General features: G+C 62.9%; 15 protein-coding genes. 13 read left to right on the top strand and 2 right to left on the bottom strand.

Going from position 1 to position 15,325, the window contains the following annotated elements; genetic code table 11:
• Positions 1-5: 5 nt before the first annotated feature.
• The 11 genes from lpxD (at position 6) to FHW64_RS02725 (ending at position 11,240) form a co-directional block, all read left to right on the top strand.
• A complete protein-coding gene (gene lpxD / locus FHW64_RS02675) occupies positions 6-992 on the top strand; it encodes a UDP-3-O-(3-hydroxymyristoyl)glucosamine N-acyltransferase (RefSeq protein ID WP_184522817.1) in 987 nt (328 codons plus the stop codon).
• Positions 989-1,432: a 3-hydroxyacyl-ACP dehydratase FabZ gene (fabZ, locus tag FHW64_RS02680; protein WP_184522819.1), complete on the top strand. Its 444-nt coding sequence runs from the start codon at positions 989-991 to the stop codon at positions 1,430-1,432. The genes lpxD and fabZ overlap by 4 nt, the downstream gene beginning before the upstream one ends.
• A gap of 13 nt (positions 1,433-1,445) precedes the next feature.
• Positions 1,446-2,234 carry an acyl-ACP--UDP-N-acetylglucosamine O-acyltransferase gene (lpxA, locus tag FHW64_RS02685; RefSeq protein ID WP_184522821.1) on the top strand — a complete coding sequence of 263 codons (789 nt, stop codon included), beginning with the start codon at positions 1,446-1,448 and terminating at the stop codon, positions 2,232-2,234.
• Between the two features lie 7 nt (positions 2,235-2,241).
• Positions 2,242-3,396 carry a lipid-A-disaccharide synthase gene (gene lpxB / locus FHW64_RS02690; protein ID WP_184522823.1) on the top strand — a complete coding sequence of 385 codons (1,155 nt, stop codon included), beginning with the start codon at positions 2,242-2,244 and terminating at the stop codon, positions 3,394-3,396.
• Entirely contained in the window at positions 3,368-4,069 is a 702-nt protein-coding gene (gene rnhB / locus FHW64_RS02695) for a ribonuclease HII (RefSeq protein ID WP_260303612.1), read from the top strand. The genes lpxB and rnhB overlap by 29 nt, the downstream gene beginning before the upstream one ends.
• Positions 4,066-4,842 (top strand): RNA methyltransferase, encoded by a 777-nt coding sequence (locus FHW64_RS02700; protein WP_184522824.1) that lies wholly within the window; start codon positions 4,066-4,068, stop codon positions 4,840-4,842. Before rnhB ends, FHW64_RS02700 begins: the two co-directional genes overlap by 4 nt.
• 137 nt (positions 4,843-4,979) lie before the next feature.
• Positions 4,980-6,164: a glutamine-hydrolyzing carbamoyl-phosphate synthase small subunit gene (gene carA, locus FHW64_RS02705; RefSeq protein WP_184522826.1), complete on the top strand. Its 1,185-nt coding sequence runs from the start codon at positions 4,980-4,982 to the stop codon at positions 6,162-6,164.
• On the top strand, positions 6,157-9,387 hold the full coding sequence (gene carB / locus FHW64_RS02710) for a carbamoyl-phosphate synthase large subunit (protein ID WP_184522828.1): 3,231 nt from the start codon (positions 6,157-6,159) through the stop codon (positions 9,385-9,387). Before carA ends, carB begins: the two co-directional genes overlap by 8 nt.
• Before the next feature lie 17 nt (positions 9,388-9,404).
• Positions 9,405-10,274, top strand: coding sequence for a Kdo hydroxylase family protein (locus tag FHW64_RS02715; RefSeq protein ID WP_184522829.1), 870 nt, complete (start codon positions 9,405-9,407; stop codon positions 10,272-10,274).
• A gap of 64 nt (positions 10,275-10,338) precedes the next feature.
• On the top strand, positions 10,339-10,815 hold the full coding sequence (gene greA / locus FHW64_RS02720; protein ID WP_184522831.1) for a transcription elongation factor GreA: 477 nt from the start codon (positions 10,339-10,341) through the stop codon (positions 10,813-10,815).
• Between the two features lie 11 nt (positions 10,816-10,826).
• Positions 10,827-11,240, top strand: coding sequence for a DUF4149 domain-containing protein (locus FHW64_RS02725; RefSeq protein ID WP_184522833.1), 414 nt, complete (start codon positions 10,827-10,829; stop codon positions 11,238-11,240).
• A 34-nt stretch (positions 11,241-11,274) separates the two neighbouring features.
• On the opposite strand, the gene FHW64_RS02730 is transcribed toward FHW64_RS02725, so the two are convergent.
• Entirely contained in the window at positions 11,275-12,039 is a 765-nt protein-coding gene (locus FHW64_RS02730) for a glycosyltransferase (protein WP_184522835.1), read from the bottom strand.
• A gap of 2 nt (positions 12,040-12,041) precedes the next feature.
• The gene (locus FHW64_RS02735) at positions 12,042-12,521 is read right to left on the bottom strand and encodes a YhbY family RNA-binding protein (RefSeq protein WP_184522837.1); all 480 of its coding nucleotides are present in this window, start codon (positions 12,519-12,521) and stop codon (positions 12,042-12,044) included.
• 19 nt (positions 12,522-12,540) lie between these two features.
• On the opposite strand from FHW64_RS02735, the gene FHW64_RS02740 reads away from it, so the two are divergent.
• On the top strand, positions 12,541-13,209 hold the full coding sequence (locus FHW64_RS02740; RefSeq protein WP_184524203.1) for an RlmE family RNA methyltransferase: 669 nt from the start codon (positions 12,541-12,543) through the stop codon (positions 13,207-13,209).
• Between the two features lie 167 nt (positions 13,210-13,376).
• Positions 13,377-15,293: an ATP-dependent zinc metalloprotease FtsH gene (gene ftsH, locus FHW64_RS02745; RefSeq protein WP_184522839.1), complete on the top strand. Its 1,917-nt coding sequence runs from the start codon at positions 13,377-13,379 to the stop codon at positions 15,291-15,293.
• The last annotated feature ends 32 nt before the right edge of the window (positions 15,294-15,325 follow it).

Genomic DNA, 15,325 nt, shown 5'->3' on the forward strand with positions numbered 1-15,325 from the left:
TCGGTGTGGCAATTCGGCTAGGCGAAATCGTTGATGCACTCGGGGGCGAACTCGATGGTGATCGGGATCTGTCCATCGAGCGGCTGGCGCCGCTATCGACGGCGCAGCCGGATGCGATCAGCTTCCTGAGCAATCCCAAATACCGCAAGGAACTTGCGGAGTCCAAGGCGGGGTGCGTCATCGTGGCTCCGTCCATGCGCGATGCGGCGGCGGAACGGGGTGCGTTTATCGTCGCGTCCGATCCATATCTCTATTTCGCCCGGCTGACGCAGCTCTGGCGGAAAACCCATGCCAAACCGGACTTGGTTCGGATCCACCCCACAGCCGTCATCGATCCGGACGCCGTGATTGACCCGACGGCGCGCATCGGCCCGCTGTCCGTGGTCGAACGCGGGGCGCGCATTGGCGCCGATACGGTGCTGAAGTCCCGGGTCACGGTGAGTGAGGATTGCGTCATTGGTGACCGCTGCCTCCTTCATCCCGGCGTCGTTATCGGAGCGGACGGATTCGGCCTTGCTCCGCACGAGGGTACCTGGGTCAAGATCGAACAACTGGGTGCCGTTCGCATCGGCAACGACGTGGAGATCGGGGCGAACACGTGCATCGACCGGGGCGCGCTCGACGACACGGTCATCGAGGACGGCGTCAAGCTCGACAACCTGATCCAGATCGGCCACAACGTGCATATCGGCAAGCACACGGCCATGGCGGGCTGCGCAGCCGTGGCGGGAAGCGCCACGATCGGCGCCTACTGCACGATCGGAGGGCGCGCAGGCGTTCTCGGCCACTTGACGATCGCAGATCACGTGCACATCTCGTCGACCTCCCTGGTGACGCGATCCATTCACAAGCCGGGTCACTACACCGGCGTGTTTCCCATCGACGACAATGCCGCCTGGGAAAAGAATGCAGCCACGCTCAAGCAACTGCACAGTCTGCGCGAGCGCCTCAAGGCGCTGGAAAAAATGACGATGCAGGACAAGAAATCATGACGCTCGATATCCACCAAATCCTCAAGCTGCTTCCTCACCGCTACCCGTTCCTGCTTGTGGATCGCGTGATCGATATGGAGAAGGGCAAGCGCATCACGGCGATCAAGAACGTGACGATGAACGAACCGTTCTTCAACGGCCACTTTCCGCATCGGCCAGTGATGCCGGGCGTGCTCATGCTCGAGGCGATGGCGCAGGCGGCGGCGCTGCTTTCGTTCCACTCTCTCGACATCGTTCCGGACGACAACACGATCTACTACTTTGCCGCGATCGATGGCGCGCGCTTCAAGCGCCCCGTTGAACCAGGCGATCAACTGACGCTGGAAGTCGAGATCGAACGCATGAAGGCCGGCATCTCGAAGTTCAAGGGCAAAGCGTCTGTGGGTGCCGAACTGGCGTGCGAGGCCACCCTGATGTGCGCCATGCGCCAGATCAATTGAGCTTCCTCTGCGCATGACCCTGATTCATCCAACGGCCGTCGTCGACCCCGCCGCGCAACTGGACCCCACCGTCAGCGTCGGGCCGTATGCGGTGATTGGTCCGCATGTGCGCGTGGGCGCCGGCACGTCGATCGGCGCGCACTGCGTCGTCGAAGGCCGCACCACCATTGGCCGCGACAACCGGATTTTCCAGTTTGCATCTCTCGGAGCGATTCCGCAGGACAAGAAATATGCCGGCGAGCCGACCGAACTCGTGATCGGTGATCGCAACACCATCCGCGAGTTCTGCACCTTCAATCTTGGGACAGTTCAGGACGCGGGTGCCACGCGCGTGGGCGACGACAACTGGATCATGGCGTATGTGCACATAGCGCACGATTGCCAGCTCGGCAGCCAGATCACCATGGCGAACAACGTGACGTTGGCTGGCCACGTCCAAGTCGAAGACTGGGCGACCGTGGGTGGGCTGACCGGAGTGCTGCAGCGCATGCGGATCGGCGCCCATTCGATGATCGGCTTTGCGAGCCACGTGGCCAAAGACATCCCGCCCTATATGGTCGTCGATGGGAATCCATTGGCCGTGCGCGGCGTCAATCTCGTCGGCATCAGGCGTCGGGATTTCTCGACCGAGCGAATCGCAGCCATTCGGGAGATGCACAAGCTGCTGTACCGCCAGGGCAAGACGCTTGATGAGGCACGCGAAGGCATTCTCGCGCTGGCAGACGAAATGCCCGGCGCGGCGGAAGACGTCGCGCGGATGGATGCCTTCCTGGGCAGTGCCGCGTACGGCATCGCGCGCTGATTTCCCCATGACCGTCGAAGCTGCAACGCGACAGTTCGCGCTGGTCGCAGGCGAGGCATCGGGCGACCTGCTGGCAGGGCTGCTCCTCGATGGGCTGCACGCACGCTGGGCCGACTTGCAGGCGGTCGGAATCGGCGGCCCGCAGATGCTGTCGCGCGGCTTCGAAACGTGGTGGCCGCAAGAGAAGCTTGCGGTTCGCGGCTACATCGAAGTGCTGCGGCACTACGCGGAGATCGCCGGTATTCGCCGCCAACTCAAGGCCAGGCTCCTCGTTGAGCGCCCGGACATCTTCATCGGCGTCGATGCGCCGGATTTCAACCTGGACCTCGAGGCTGGCTTGCGCTCCAGCGGTATCAAGACGGCGCACTTCGTCTGTCCTTCGATCTGGGCGTGGCGGCCCGAGCGTGTGGTGAAGCTGCGCGCCGCGGCCGATCACGTGCTCTGCATTTTTCCGTTCGAGCCAGAGCTACTCGCCAAGCACGGGATCGACGCGACCTACGTTGGCCATCCGCTTGCCAAAGTCATTCCAATGACGCCGGACCGGGCGGCGGCTCGGGCCTCGCTCGGACTCGATGCGGATGCCGCCGTGGTCGCCCTGCTGCCGGGGAGCCGCCGTTCGGAAATCCGTCACATGGCCCCGCGGTTCTTCGCTGCCGCTGCCCTCATGCGGAAGGCCCGACCGTCGCTGCAGTTCATCGTGCCTGTTCTGCCGACACTTCGTGCCGAAGTTGAGCAACTGCTGCAGGCCAGCGGGATGACAGGCCAGGTGACGCTGCTCCATGGCCAGTCCCATGCGGCGTTGGCCGCTTGCGACGTGACCCTGATCGCGAGTGGCACCGCCACGCTCGAAGCCGCGCTTTTCAAGCGACCGATGGTGATTTCGTATCACATGAATTCGTTGACCTGGAACCTGATCATGCGGCACAAGCAGCTTCAGCCCTGGGTCGGCTTGCCGAACATTCTTGCCGGCGAATTCGTCGTGCCTGAAGTGCTGCAGGACCGCGCAACGCCGCAAGCGTTGGCCGACGCAACGCTCGAATGGCTAGACGCGCCCGACAGGATTCACGCCTTGCAACAACGTTTTTGCGCCATGCATTCCGAATTGCTGCGCGATACGCCGACACTCTGCGCTGATGCGATCCAGAAAGTTCTTGAAGGCTGAGCAAGCTACGCTGGCTTGGGACGCGCCGGGCCTAGTGGCCGGCGTCGATGAGGCGGGGCGGGGACCGTTGGCGGGGCCGGTGGTTGCGGCGGCGGTGATCCTCGATGACCAGCGCCCGATCCGTGGATTGGCGGATTCGAAAACGCTGACTGCGCTTCAGCGCGAAAAGCTCAACGACCAAATCCTGGCCAAAGCGCTCTGTTGCTCGATTGCGCAGGCCAGTGTCGAGGAGATTGACACCCACAACATCCTGCAGGCGACCATGCTCGCGATGCGCCGAGCAGTCGAAGGCCTGCGCCTGAAACCGACCAAGGTCCTGGTCGACGGCAACCGGCTACCGACGCTCGACGTATTGGCGGAGGCTATCGTCAAGGGCGATGCCCGCGTCAAGGCGATCTCGGCGGCCTCGATCCTTGCGAAGGTCTACCGGGATCGACTCTGCGAGCAGTTGCATGTCGAGTTTCCGCACTACGGCTTTGCAGGCCACAAGGGTTACGGCACGCCCGAGCACCTCGAAGCGCTGGTTCGCCATGGCGCTTGCGTGCACCATCGGAGATCGTTCAGCCCCGTCGCTGCAGTGCTGGCGCGCGATTCGAGCAACGTCGCGGGCATTCAGGTGGTTACTGACGTCATGCTGGGGGTGGCGGGCGTCGAGGTCCGCATTGCGCCATGAGGTCCGAGCCCAGCCACATCACGTCGCGCGACAACGCACTTCTCAAGGAACTGCGGAAGCTTTCGCACGAGCCTGGCGCCTATCGGAAGGCCGGTCGGATCTGGCTGGAGGGTGACCACCTCTGCGGGGCCGCTCGCGAGCGGGGTGTTCGCGCCGCGATCGCGCTGTTCACGGAATCGAGTTGGACCTCGGCCAGCGCTGAATGGAGCGGCACAGCTGACAAGACCGTCGTCATCGCTGATGAACTGATGGCCGGCATCAGCGGACTCGAATCTCCCGCGCAAATGGGGTTCGTGCTCGATCTACCATCGCGCCCAACCGTTGAGTCCCGGGCGCCGACCGTCGTTCTCGACCGTCTCCAGGACGCGGGGAACGTCGGCTCCATCCTTCGCAGTGCCGCGGCCTTCGGGTTTACGCAGGTCATCGCCCTGAAGGGCACCGCGGCGTTGTGGTCTCCGAAGGTGCTGCGCGCCGGTATGGGCGCGCATTTCGGTCTGAGGTTGATCGAGGGGGTGGAGATCGCCGCGCTCGATGCACTTTCGATCCCCTGCATCGCAACGAGCTCGCATCGCGGTGACTGGTTGCACCGAACTGAATTGCCCTTTCCCTGCGCCTGGTTGATGGGCCATGAAGGGCAGGGCGTTTCTGCTGAGCTGGAAGCCCGGGCGGCCACCCACATGCGGATCGCACAGCCCGGCGGTGAGGAGTCGCTGAATGTCGCTGCCGCGGCTGCAATTTGCTTGCACGCAAGCGCTGTAGGGGCAAAGACGTGACCTTGCGCCGGCTATAATCAAGGGCTTTCCCGAACATACCCCGCCCTCAGCGCACGCAAGCCAACTCCTCGACGAAAGTCGCGACCCGCGAGTCACTTCTTGGGTTCGCTTTGGGCGTCATCCATCCGGAGATCCCAGTGCTTTTGTCTCTCAAGGGAAAATTCCCGTCCGCCATCCTGGCGCTTGCAGACGGCACGGTCTTTCAAGGCAACTCGATCGGCGCCACTGGCGCCACGACCGGCGAAGTGGTGTTCAACACCGCGATGACCGGTTACCAGGAAATCCTGACCGACCCGAGCTATTGCCAGCAGATCGTGACGCTCACGTACCCGCATATTGGCAACTACGGCGTCAACGAGGAAGACATCGAAGCCGACAAGATCCATGCCGCAGGACTCATCATCAAGGACCTGCCTCGCGTCGCATCGAACTTCCGCAAATCCGAAACTCTCAACGAGTATCTCGTGCGGGGCAACACTGTTGCCATTGCCAACATCGATACCCGCAAGCTCACCCGTCACCTGCGTACCAAGGGCGCCCAGAACGGCTGCGTCCTCGGGCTCGCCGAAGGTGAAGCCGTCACCCAGGCACTGATCGACAAGGCGGTCGCTGCAGCAAAAGCCGCTCCCAGCATGTCGGGGCTCGACCTGGCCAAGGTCGTGTCGGTCAAGGAAACCTACGAGTGGACCCAGACGGAGTGGAAGCTTGGCTCGGGCTACGGCGTGCAGATCACGCCCCGGTTCCACGTTGTCGCGTTCGACTACGGCGTCAAGAAGAACATCCTGCGCATGATTGCCCAGCGCGGAGCGCGCATCACAGTCGTGCCTGCGCAAACACCAGCCGCCGACGTGCTGAAGCTGCGTCCGGATGGTGTCTTCCTGGCAAACGGCCCCGGTGACCCGGAGCCTTGCGACTATGCGATCGAGTCGACGCGGCAGCTGATCGAGACCGGGATTCCGGTGTTCGGCATCTGCCTTGGCCACCAGATCATGGCGCTGGCCTCGGGTGCAAAGACCTTCAAGATGAAGTTCGGCCATCACGGCGCCAACCATCCGGTGAAGGATCTCGACAACGGCCGCGTGAGCATCACAAGTCAGAACCACGGGTTCGCGGTCGACGAGAAGAGCCTGCCGGCCAACCTGCGCCCGACACATGTGAGCCTGTTCGACAACACGCTCCAGGGCCTCGCCCGCACCGACAAGCCTGCTTTCTGCTTCCAGGGTCACCCGGAAGCCTCGCCCGGCCCCCACGACATCGGCTACCTGTTCGACCGCTTCACGGCACTCATGCAAACTCACAAAGAGGGACAGAAGAATGCCTAAGCGCACAGACCTCAAGAGCATCCTCATCATCGGCGCCGGCCCGATCATCATCGGTCAGGCCTGCGAGTTTGACTACTCCGGCGTGCAGGCGTGCAAGGCGCTGCGCGAGGAGGGCTACAAGGTCATCCTGATCAACAGCAATCCCGCGACGATCATGACCGACCCGGCTACGGCCGACGTGACCTACATCGAGCCGATCACCTGGCAGACGGTCGAGAAGATCATCGCCAAGGAACGTCCCGACGCCATCCTGCCGACCATGGGTGGCCAGACCGCGCTGAACTGCGCGCTTGACCTGTGGCGCAACGGCGTGCTCGACAAATACAAGGTCGAGCTGATTGGCGCGACGCCCGAAGCGATCGACAAGGCGGAAGACCGCCTGAAGTTCAAGGACGCGATGACGAAGATCGGCCTGGGATCGGCGCGTTCCGGCATCGCGCACTCGATGGACGAGGCGTGGGCGGTGCAAAAGAACGTCGGCTTCCCGACCGTGATCCGCCCGAGTTTCACGCTCGGCGGTACGGGCGGCGGCATCGCCTACAACCCGGAAGAATTCGAGATCATCTGCAAGCGCGGCCTGGAAGCCTCGCCGACCAACGAGCTGCTGATCGAGGAATCGCTGCTCGGCTGGAAAGAGTACGAGATGGAAGTCGTGCGCGACAAGGCCGACAACTGCATCATCGTCTGCTCGATCGAGAACCTTGACCCGATGGGCGTGCACACCGGAGATTCCATCACCGTCGCGCCTGCCCAGACGCTGTCGGACAAGGAATACCAGATCATGCGCAACGCTTCGCTGGCGGTGCTGCGCGAGATCGGCGTCGACACGGGTGGTTCGAACGTCCAGTTCTCGGTCAATCCGAAGGACGGTCGCATGATCGTCATCGAGATGAATCCGCGCGTGTCGCGTTCGTCGGCCCTGGCGTCGAAGGCCACTGGCTTCCCGATCGCCAAGGTCGCGGCCAAGCTGGCCATCGGCTACACGCTCGATGAACTGCGCAACGAAATCACAGGCGGTGCCACGCCCGCGAGCTTCGAGCCCAGCATCGACTACGTCGTCACCAAGATTCCGCGCTTCGCGTTCGAGAAGTTCCCGCAGGCCGATTCGCGCCTGACGACGCAAATGAAGTCCGTCGGCGAAGTGATGGCCATGGGCCGCACCTTCCAGGAGTCGTTCCAGAAGGCGCTGCGCGGCCTCGAAGTCGGCGTCGACGGCCTGAACGAGAAGACACAGGACCGCGAAGTCCTCGAGAAGGAACTCGGCGAACCGGGTCCGGACCGCATCTGGTACGTCGGCGATGCCTTCGCGAAGGGCATGACGGTCGACGAGGTGCACGCGCTGACGAAGATCGATCCGTGGTTCCTCGTGCAGATCGAGGAAATCGTGACGATCGAACTCGAGCTCGAAACCAAGTCGCTCGAAGACATCGACCGCGACACGCTGCTTGCGCTGAAGAAGAAGGGCTTCTCGGACCGTCGCCTCGCGCGCCAGCTCAAGACTACCGACACCGCGATCCGCGAAAAGCGCCGCGCACTCGGCGTGCGTCCGGCCTTCAAGCGCGTCGACACCTGCGCCGCGGAGTTCGCCACGAACACGGCCTACATGTACTCGACCTACGAGGACGAGTGCGAAGCCGAGCCGACGACCAAGAAGAAGATCATGGTGCTCGGTGGCGGTCCCAACCGGATTGGCCAGGGTATCGAGTTCGACTACTGCTGTGTGCACGCGGCACTCGCGATGCGCGAGGACGGCTACGAGACCATCATGGTCAACTGCAATCCCGAGACCGTCTCGACCGACTACGACACCAGCGACCGCCTCTATTTCGAGCCGCTTACGCTCGAAGACGTGCTCGAAATCGTCGACAAGGAAAAGCCGACGGGCGTAATCGTCCAGTACGGCGGCCAGACACCGCTCAAGCTGGCGCTCGACCTTGAAGCCAACGGTGTGCCGATCATCGGCACCTCGCCCGACATGATCGACGCGGCCGAAGACCGCGAGCGCTTTCAGAAGCTGCTGCACGAACTGAAGCTGCGCCAGCCGCCAAACGCGACGGCGCGCACCGAACCTGAAGCGCTCGAAAAGGCTTCCGAACTCGGGTACCCGCTGGTGGTGCGTCCGAGCTACGTGCTCGGCGGCCGCGCGATGGAAATCGTGCACGAACAGCGCGATCTCGAGCGCTACATGCGTGAAGCGGTGAAGGTCAGCAATGATTCGCCGGTGCTTCTCGATCGCTTCCTCAACGACGCGACCGAATGCGACGTGGATTGCCTGCGCGATGCGGACGGCGCGACCCTGATCGGCGGCGTCATGGAACACATCGAGCAGGCCGGCGTGCACTCGGGCGACTCTGCGTGCTCGCTGCCGCCGTACAGCCTGAAGGCCGAGACCGTCGCCGAACTCAAACGTCAGAGCGCTGCCATGGCCAAGGCGCTGAACGTGGTGGGTCTGATGAACGTGCAGTTCGCGATCCAGGAGCGAGAAGGCCAGGACGTGATCTACGTTCTCGAGGTGAATCCGCGCGCTTCCCGCACCGTGCCTTACGTGAGCAAGGCGACGGGCATCCAGCTCGCGAAGGTGGCTGCGCGCTGCATGGCCGGGCAGACGCTCGCTTCGCAGGGTGTCACCAAGGAAGTCACGCCGCCGTACTTCAGCGTCAAGGAAGCGGTGTTCCCGTTCGTGAAGTTCCCTGGCGTGGACACCATCCTCGGCCCCGAAATGAAATCGACCGGCGAAGTGATGGGCGTGGGCAAGACTTTCGGCGAAGCCTTCGTCAAGTCGCAGCTCGGCGCAGGCACGCACCTGCCGAAGTCCGGCCGTGTCTTCATCTCGGTGAAGAACAATGACAAGCCGCGTGCGGTCGAAGTGGCTCGTGGCCTTGCAGCCCTCGGCTTCGAACTCATCGCGACCAAGGGCACTGCCGGGGCGATCAACGCCGCGGGCATTACCTGCGCGGTCGTCAACAAGGTGACCGAAGGGCGTCCGCACATCGTCGACATGATCAAGAACAACGAGATTGCGCTGGTCATCAATACGGTCGAAGAGCGCCGCAATGCCATCGCTGATTCGCGCCAGATCCGTACGTCGGCGTTGTTGGCCCGCGTCACGACGTTCACGACCATCTTTGGCGCAGAAGCGGCCGTGGAAGGCATGCGCCACATGAACGAACTCGACGTGATCTCGGTCCAGGAGATGCACGCCAAGCTCGCGGCGGCGGCGTAACCTCTGAAAGGCGTTCCATGGAATCGCAGCTCGTCGAACTCGATCTGGCCGACTGGAATGCCGCGACGCCCAACGAGGCATGGATCGCGGCACTCGAAGCCGGGAAGGTCCTGTACTTTCCCCGGCTCGGGTTCGACATCCTTCCTGAGGAGCGGGCGCTGCTTTCGCCAGAGGTGCTGTCACCCAAGGTCCGCAACATCAGCCTTGACGCGCAGGGGCGCCTGAAGGGTGTGGAGGGAGATGAGGCGCGGCAGCGGGCGGTGGCTGCGATGGTCGGCCGCTTCCGTGCGCAGGCGCAGCAGCTGATCCACGGACTGTTGCCGCACTACACACCGGCACTGCGACTGGCGCCGACCAGCTACAGGCCTGCACAGGTGGAAACGCGCGTGCAATCGTGGCGGGCGGATGACCGCCGCTTGCACGTCGACGCATTTCCGTCGCGACCCAACTACGGCGAGCGGATCCTTCGCGTCTTCACAAACGCCAACCCGGACAGCGCACCACGGGTGTGGCGCGTCGGGGAGCCATTCGAGGCGATAGCGCGACGCTTCCTGCCGCGCGCCAAGCCGTATTCGCCGTTGCAGGCGCGACTGTTGCGCGCACTGCGAGTGACGAAGTCATACCGCAGTGAATACGACCACCTCATGCTGCAATTGCACGATGGCATGAAGTCGGATCTCGACTATCAGAAGAACTCGGACCAGCAGACCGTGCCGTTCCCGGCAGGCTCGGTCTGGGTCTGCTTTTCGGACCAGACTTCGCATGCGGTCATGTCGGGCCAGTACATGCTCGAGCAGACGCTGCATCTGCCGGCGGCGAGGCAATACAATCCCGAATCGAGCCCGCTCGCCATCCTGAGCCGGCTGACCGGACGCCAGCTCGTCTGATCATTTCTCTCCCATCGACCGCCGAACGGAAGCGTTCGGCGGTTTCGCTTTCTGGAGCAAAACAATGGCCACCATTCCGATTACCAAGCGCGGTGCCGAGAAGCTGCGCGAAGAGCTGCAAAGGCTCAAGACGGTCGACCGACCGGGTGTCATCAACTCGATCGCGGAAGCCCGCGCGCAGGGCGATATCAGCGAAAACGCCGAGTACGAAGCGGCAAAGGATCGCCAGGGCTTCATCGAGGGGCGCATTCAGGACATCGAAGGCAAGCTGTCGGCGGCCCAGATCATCGACCCGTCGCAGCTCGATGCGGGCGGCAAGGTGGTCTTCGGCTCCACGGTTGAGCTCGAGGACGAGAACTCGGGTGAATCCGTCAGGTACCAGATCGTCGGCGAGGACGAAGCCGATCTGAAGCTGGGACTCATCAACGTCTCCAGCCCGATCGCTCGCGCGCTGATCGGCAAGGAAGAGGGCGATACCGCCGAAGTCCAGGCGCCCGGCGGTGTGAAGCGCTACGAGATCGTGGCGGTCAGCTACGTCTGAGCAATCGCTGGATGAAAGACCGGACCGCACTCATGCTCGCCGCCTTGTGGTGGGGCAGTTTGACGACGATCGGCTTTCTGGTCGTGCCGATGCTGTTCGCCCGGCTCGGCAACCCAGCGGTTGCGGGCAATTTCGCGGGGCAATTGTTCGCGTCCCAGACCTGGGTGGCGCTGGGATGCGGGCTGGCACTCCTGGTCTATTTCCGCTCGAAGGCCGACGAAAGACTGACGGATGGCGACCGGAGCGCAGTCGTCCTGATCGTGACTGCGATGCTGCTTGCCTTGCTCCAGCAGTACGCCGTGGCGCCGCACATCCTTGCGCGCGAGAACCTCAAGCTCTGGCATTCGCTCGGAAGCGGCATGTACCTCGCCCAGTGGGTATGCGCCGGCGTGCTGCTGTGGCGCATGGGGCGAGCACGGAACTGAACCCGGGCCCACACTGGCCGGGCTCGTCGGGCTATCAGGTCTGCCAGAACTGCGTGATCCAGCGCGCCGGGCGAATGAACCTGAAACGCCGGTTGCGCCGGCCGGCCAATGCGTCTGGTGGGTTGCATTCCCCGTGGAACACCATGATTTTTGCGCCTTCGGGCACAAAGGGTTCCTTCCAGTAGTTGGTCGGCCACGTCGGGATCCCGTGGTACTTGAAGCTCGGGCACCAGGCTTCGGGCCAGTAGGCGAGTGTGCCCTTGCGGTACATGAAGTCGGACAGGTAGGTCTGTTCGTTGCGGAACTCCTCCTGCACCTTGTCCATGTTCTGGCGAAAGTAGGCCAGCACGTCCGGATGAGCGCCCAGTTCAAAGCGGTAGACCGAGGAGTTCCCGGTAATGCGGCGGCGCCTCCAGGGGCGCTCGTAGTCGTGAATGATCAGGAACTCGCCGGGGTACTCGAAGAATTCGTCCAGATTCCCGACGATCACCACGTCGAGGTCGATGAAGAGCGCCGTTCCGCGCAGACCATGGAGGTCGGCTTCGAAGGTCGTCAGCTTTTTCCAGGCGCGATCGACCTGCCCGGGGGCCAGTTCGAGAGCGAGCGGGGGGATCGGATAGCACTCGACTTCGCTCCGGATGCCCGTGCTGTTATCAGTCAGGCAGACGAACTTGAAGTCGCCGCTCAGGTGCCTGCGCACCATCGCATAGAGGCGATTGACATATTCGGGGCCATATTTGGTGCCCCATTTCATGCAGAGGATGTGGCGTTGCGGGCCTGCCGCGGCTTCGGTCGGCATCCTCAGTCTGCCTGACGCTGCTTCTTGACCGACTTGGGCTTGGGCGCCTTGGCGCGCTTGATGTTGCCGCCGGACGTCAGCCGCTGGTTGCCGAGCACCCGCAGTGTCTTGATTTCGGGCCGCTGACCGCCACGCTTGCTGTACTTGATGACCCGGACATCGCGCGGGCCGGGCATGCGGTCTTCGTCGAGGACGCGCTCTTTCTCGGGGATGGGGCGCCATAGCACGAGCAGCTTGCCGATGTGCTGGATGGGCGCGGCGTCAAGGTCGTCCGCCAGGGTCTGGAGCATGGCTTCTCGCGCAGCCCGGTCATCGGAAAAGACGCGCACCTTGATCAGGCCATGGGCCTTCAGCGCGGCGTCGGCCTCTTTCTTGACGGCGGCGGTGAGACCGTCGCCCCCGATCATGACGATCGGATCGAGGTGGTGCGCTTCGGCGCGATGCACCTTGCGCTGCGCAGGGGTAAGTTGAATGGCGGGCATCCCCGTATTATCGATGTCAATGAATCCCAAACCGAAAGCGAAGAAGGTCAACCGGGCGTGGATACACGACCACGTGAACGACCCGTATGTGAAGCTGGCCACCAAGGAAGGTTATCGGGCGCGCGCCGCCTACAAGCTGAAGGAAATCGACGAAAGCTTGAGCCTGATCAAGCCCGGGCATCTTGTCGTGGACCTGGGCTCGACGCCCGGCGCCTGGAGCCAGTACGTCAGGCGGAGGCTCTCGCCCGACGGGGCCGCCGTGGGCGAACTTGCGGGCACCATCATTGCGCTGGACATCCTGCCCATGGAGCCGATCGAGGGCGTGACCTTCCTGCAAGGTGACTTCCGCGAGGCTGACGTGCTCGATCGGCTGTCCGCCGCGATGGCTGGCCGCAAGGCCGACGTCGTGGTCTCGGACATGGCTCCCAATTTGTCAGGCATCGCCTCGGCCGACACGGCCCGGGTGGCGCATCTCATTGAGCTTGCGATCGATTTCGCCCGCCACCATATGAAACCGGAGGGCGCGCTTGTCGCCAAGCTCTTCCATGGCAGCGGCTACAACGAGCTGACCAAGCTTTTCAAAGACAACTTCCGCGTCGTCAAGCCGTTCAAACCCAAGGCATCGCGCGACAAATCGTCCGAAACTTTCATGGTCGGGATAGGGCTCAAGTCTCCCGATACGAATTGATACCGGTTGCGACATCCATGTCTTCACCTTAAAACCGCTTGCACCCTATGGCTGCTATGGGGAAATCGGCCGTTTTTCCGGGTTGAAAAGCCTAAAATGGCCGCCAATTGCGTGCCCACGGCGCCTTTTTTGTTTTCAGTGCTACGCGTTATCGACTGGAGCTTCGTTTGAACAATCAGTGGTTTTCCAAAGTTGCCGTATGGCTCGTCATCGCGATGGTGTTGTTCACTGTGTTCAAGCAGTTCGACACCCGCGGCGTCGCCGGCGCAGGCAACATCGGGTATTCGGACTTCCTCGAGGAAGTGCGAAACAACCGAATCAAGAGCGCCACGATCCAGGAAGGCCAGGGTGGCAGCGAGATCGTCGCGATCACCACTGACGACCGCAAGATCCGAACCACAGCCACCTATCTCGACCGCGGACTGGTCGGCGACCTGATCGCCAACAACGTCAAGTTCGACGTCAAGCCGCGCGAGGAAGGTTCGTTGCTGATGACCCTGCTGGTGAGCTGGGGCCCGATGCTTCTGCTGATCGGCGTCTGGGTCTACTTCATGCGACAGATGCAGGGGGGTGGCAAAGGCGGGGCCTTCAGCTTCGGCAAGAGCAAGGCTCGCATGCTCGACGAGAACAACAACCAGGTCACCTTTGCCGACGTCGCCGGGTGCGACGAGGCCAAGGAAGAGGTGAAGGAGGTCGTCGACTTCCTGAAGGACCCGGCCAAGTTCCAGAAGCTCGGTGGCCGTATCCCGCGTGGCCTGTTGCTGGTCGGCCCTCCGGGCACCGGCAAGACGCTGCTCGCGAAGAGCATTGCCGGCGAAGCCAAGGTGCCGTTCTTCTCCATTTCGGGCTCCGACTTCGTCGAAATGTTCGTGGGCGTGGGTGCCGCGCGCGTTCGCGACATGTTCGAAAACGCCAAGAAGAACGCCCCTTGCATCATTTTCATCGATGAAATCGACGCGGTTGGCCGCCAGCGCGGCGCCGGTCTTGGCGGTGGTAACGACGAGCGCGAACAAACGCTCAATCAGATGCTGGTCGAGATGGACGGCTTCGAGACCAACCTCGGCGTGATCGTGGTTGCTGCGACCAACCGTCCGGACATCCTTGACGCCGCCTTGCTGCGTCCGGGTCGTTTCGACCGTCAGGTCTACGTGACGCTGCCGGACATCCGCGGCCGCGAGCAGATCCTCAACGTCCACATGCGCAAGGTTCCGCTCGGCCAGGACGTCAACGCGAGCATCATCGCGCGCGGCACGCCGGGCATGTCAGGCGCCGATCTCGCCAACCTGTGCAACGAAGCAGCGCTGATGGCTGCGCGCCGCAATGCGCGCGTGGTCGAAATGCAGGACTTCGAGAAGGCCAAGGACAAGATCTTCATGGGCCCCGAGCGCAAGAGCATGGTCATGCCCGAGGAAGAGCGCCGCAACACGGCGTACCACGAGTCCGGACATGCGCTCATCGGCAAGCTGCTGCCCAAGTGCGACCCGGTCCACAAGGTCACGATCATTCCGCGCGGCCGTGCGCTGGGCGTGACGATGAGCCTGCCTTCGCAGGACCGCTACAGCTACGACCGCGAATACATGCTGAACCAGATCAGCATGCTCTTCGGTGGCCGCATCGCTGAAGAAGTGTTCATGCACCAGATGACCACTGGCGCCAGCAACGATTTCGAGCGTGCGACGCAAATTGCCCGCGACATGGTGATGCGCTACGGCATGACCGAATCGCTCGGCCCGATGGTCTACGCCGAGAACGAAGGCGAGGTGTTCCTGGGCCGCTCGGTCACCAAGACCACGAACATGAGCGAATCGACCATGCAGAAGGTCGACGCGGAAGTTCGCCGCATCATCGACGAGCAGTACGCGCTTGCGCGTCGCCTGATCGAGGAGAACAGCGACAAGATGCACGCGATGGCGAAGGCGCTGCTCGAGTGGGAAACCATCGACACCGAGCAGCTCGACGACATCATGGCCGGCCGCGCGCCGCGTCCGCCCAAGGACTGGACGCCGCGCGTCCCGCCGTCCGGAAGCGGGGGTAGCGGCGGTACGCCGGCGGTCAATCCCGATCCGACGCCGACCGCAGCCTGAGCGTGAAAGAGCTTTGGCAATCAACGGGGCCT

It is taken from the genome of Variovorax sp. Sphag1AA, assembly GCF_014192575.1.
Lineage (GTDB): Bacteria > Pseudomonadota > Gammaproteobacteria > Burkholderiales > Burkholderiaceae_C > Variovorax.

Excerpts from the sequence above, each read along its gene's own strand:
- fabZ (WP_184522819.1), top strand. The coding sequence starts at position 989 with ATGACGCTCGATATCCACCAAATCCTCAAGCTGCTTCCTCACCGCTAC.
- lpxA (WP_184522821.1), top strand. The coding sequence starts at position 1,446 with ATGACCCTGATTCATCCAACGGCCGTCGTCGACCCCGCCGCGCAACTG.
- lpxB (WP_184522823.1), top strand. The coding sequence starts at position 2,242 with ATGACCGTCGAAGCTGCAACGCGACAGTTCGCGCTGGTCGCAGGCGAG.
- rnhB (WP_260303612.1), top strand. The coding sequence starts at position 3,368 with ATGCGATCCAGAAAGTTCTTGAAGGCTGAGCAAGCTACGCTGGCTTGG.
- FHW64_RS02700 (WP_184522824.1), top strand. The coding sequence starts at position 4,066 with ATGAGGTCCGAGCCCAGCCACATCACGTCGCGCGACAACGCACTTCTC.
- carB (WP_184522828.1), top strand. The coding sequence starts at position 6,157 with ATGCCTAAGCGCACAGACCTCAAGAGCATCCTCATCATCGGCGCCGGC.
- FHW64_RS02715 (WP_184522829.1), top strand. The coding sequence starts at position 9,405 with ATGGAATCGCAGCTCGTCGAACTCGATCTGGCCGACTGGAATGCCGCG.
- greA (WP_184522831.1), top strand. The coding sequence starts at position 10,339 with ATGGCCACCATTCCGATTACCAAGCGCGGTGCCGAGAAGCTGCGCGAA.
- FHW64_RS02725 (WP_184522833.1), top strand. The coding sequence starts at position 10,827 with ATGAAAGACCGGACCGCACTCATGCTCGCCGCCTTGTGGTGGGGCAGT.
- FHW64_RS02730 (WP_184522835.1), bottom strand. The coding sequence starts at position 12,039 with ATGCCGACCGAAGCCGCGGCAGGCCCGCAACGCCACATCCTCTGCATG.
- FHW64_RS02735 (WP_184522837.1), bottom strand. The coding sequence starts at position 12,521 with ATGCCCGCCATTCAACTTACCCCTGCGCAGCGCAAGGTGCATCGCGCC.
- FHW64_RS02740 (WP_184524203.1), top strand. The coding sequence starts at position 12,541 with ATGAATCCCAAACCGAAAGCGAAGAAGGTCAACCGGGCGTGGATACAC.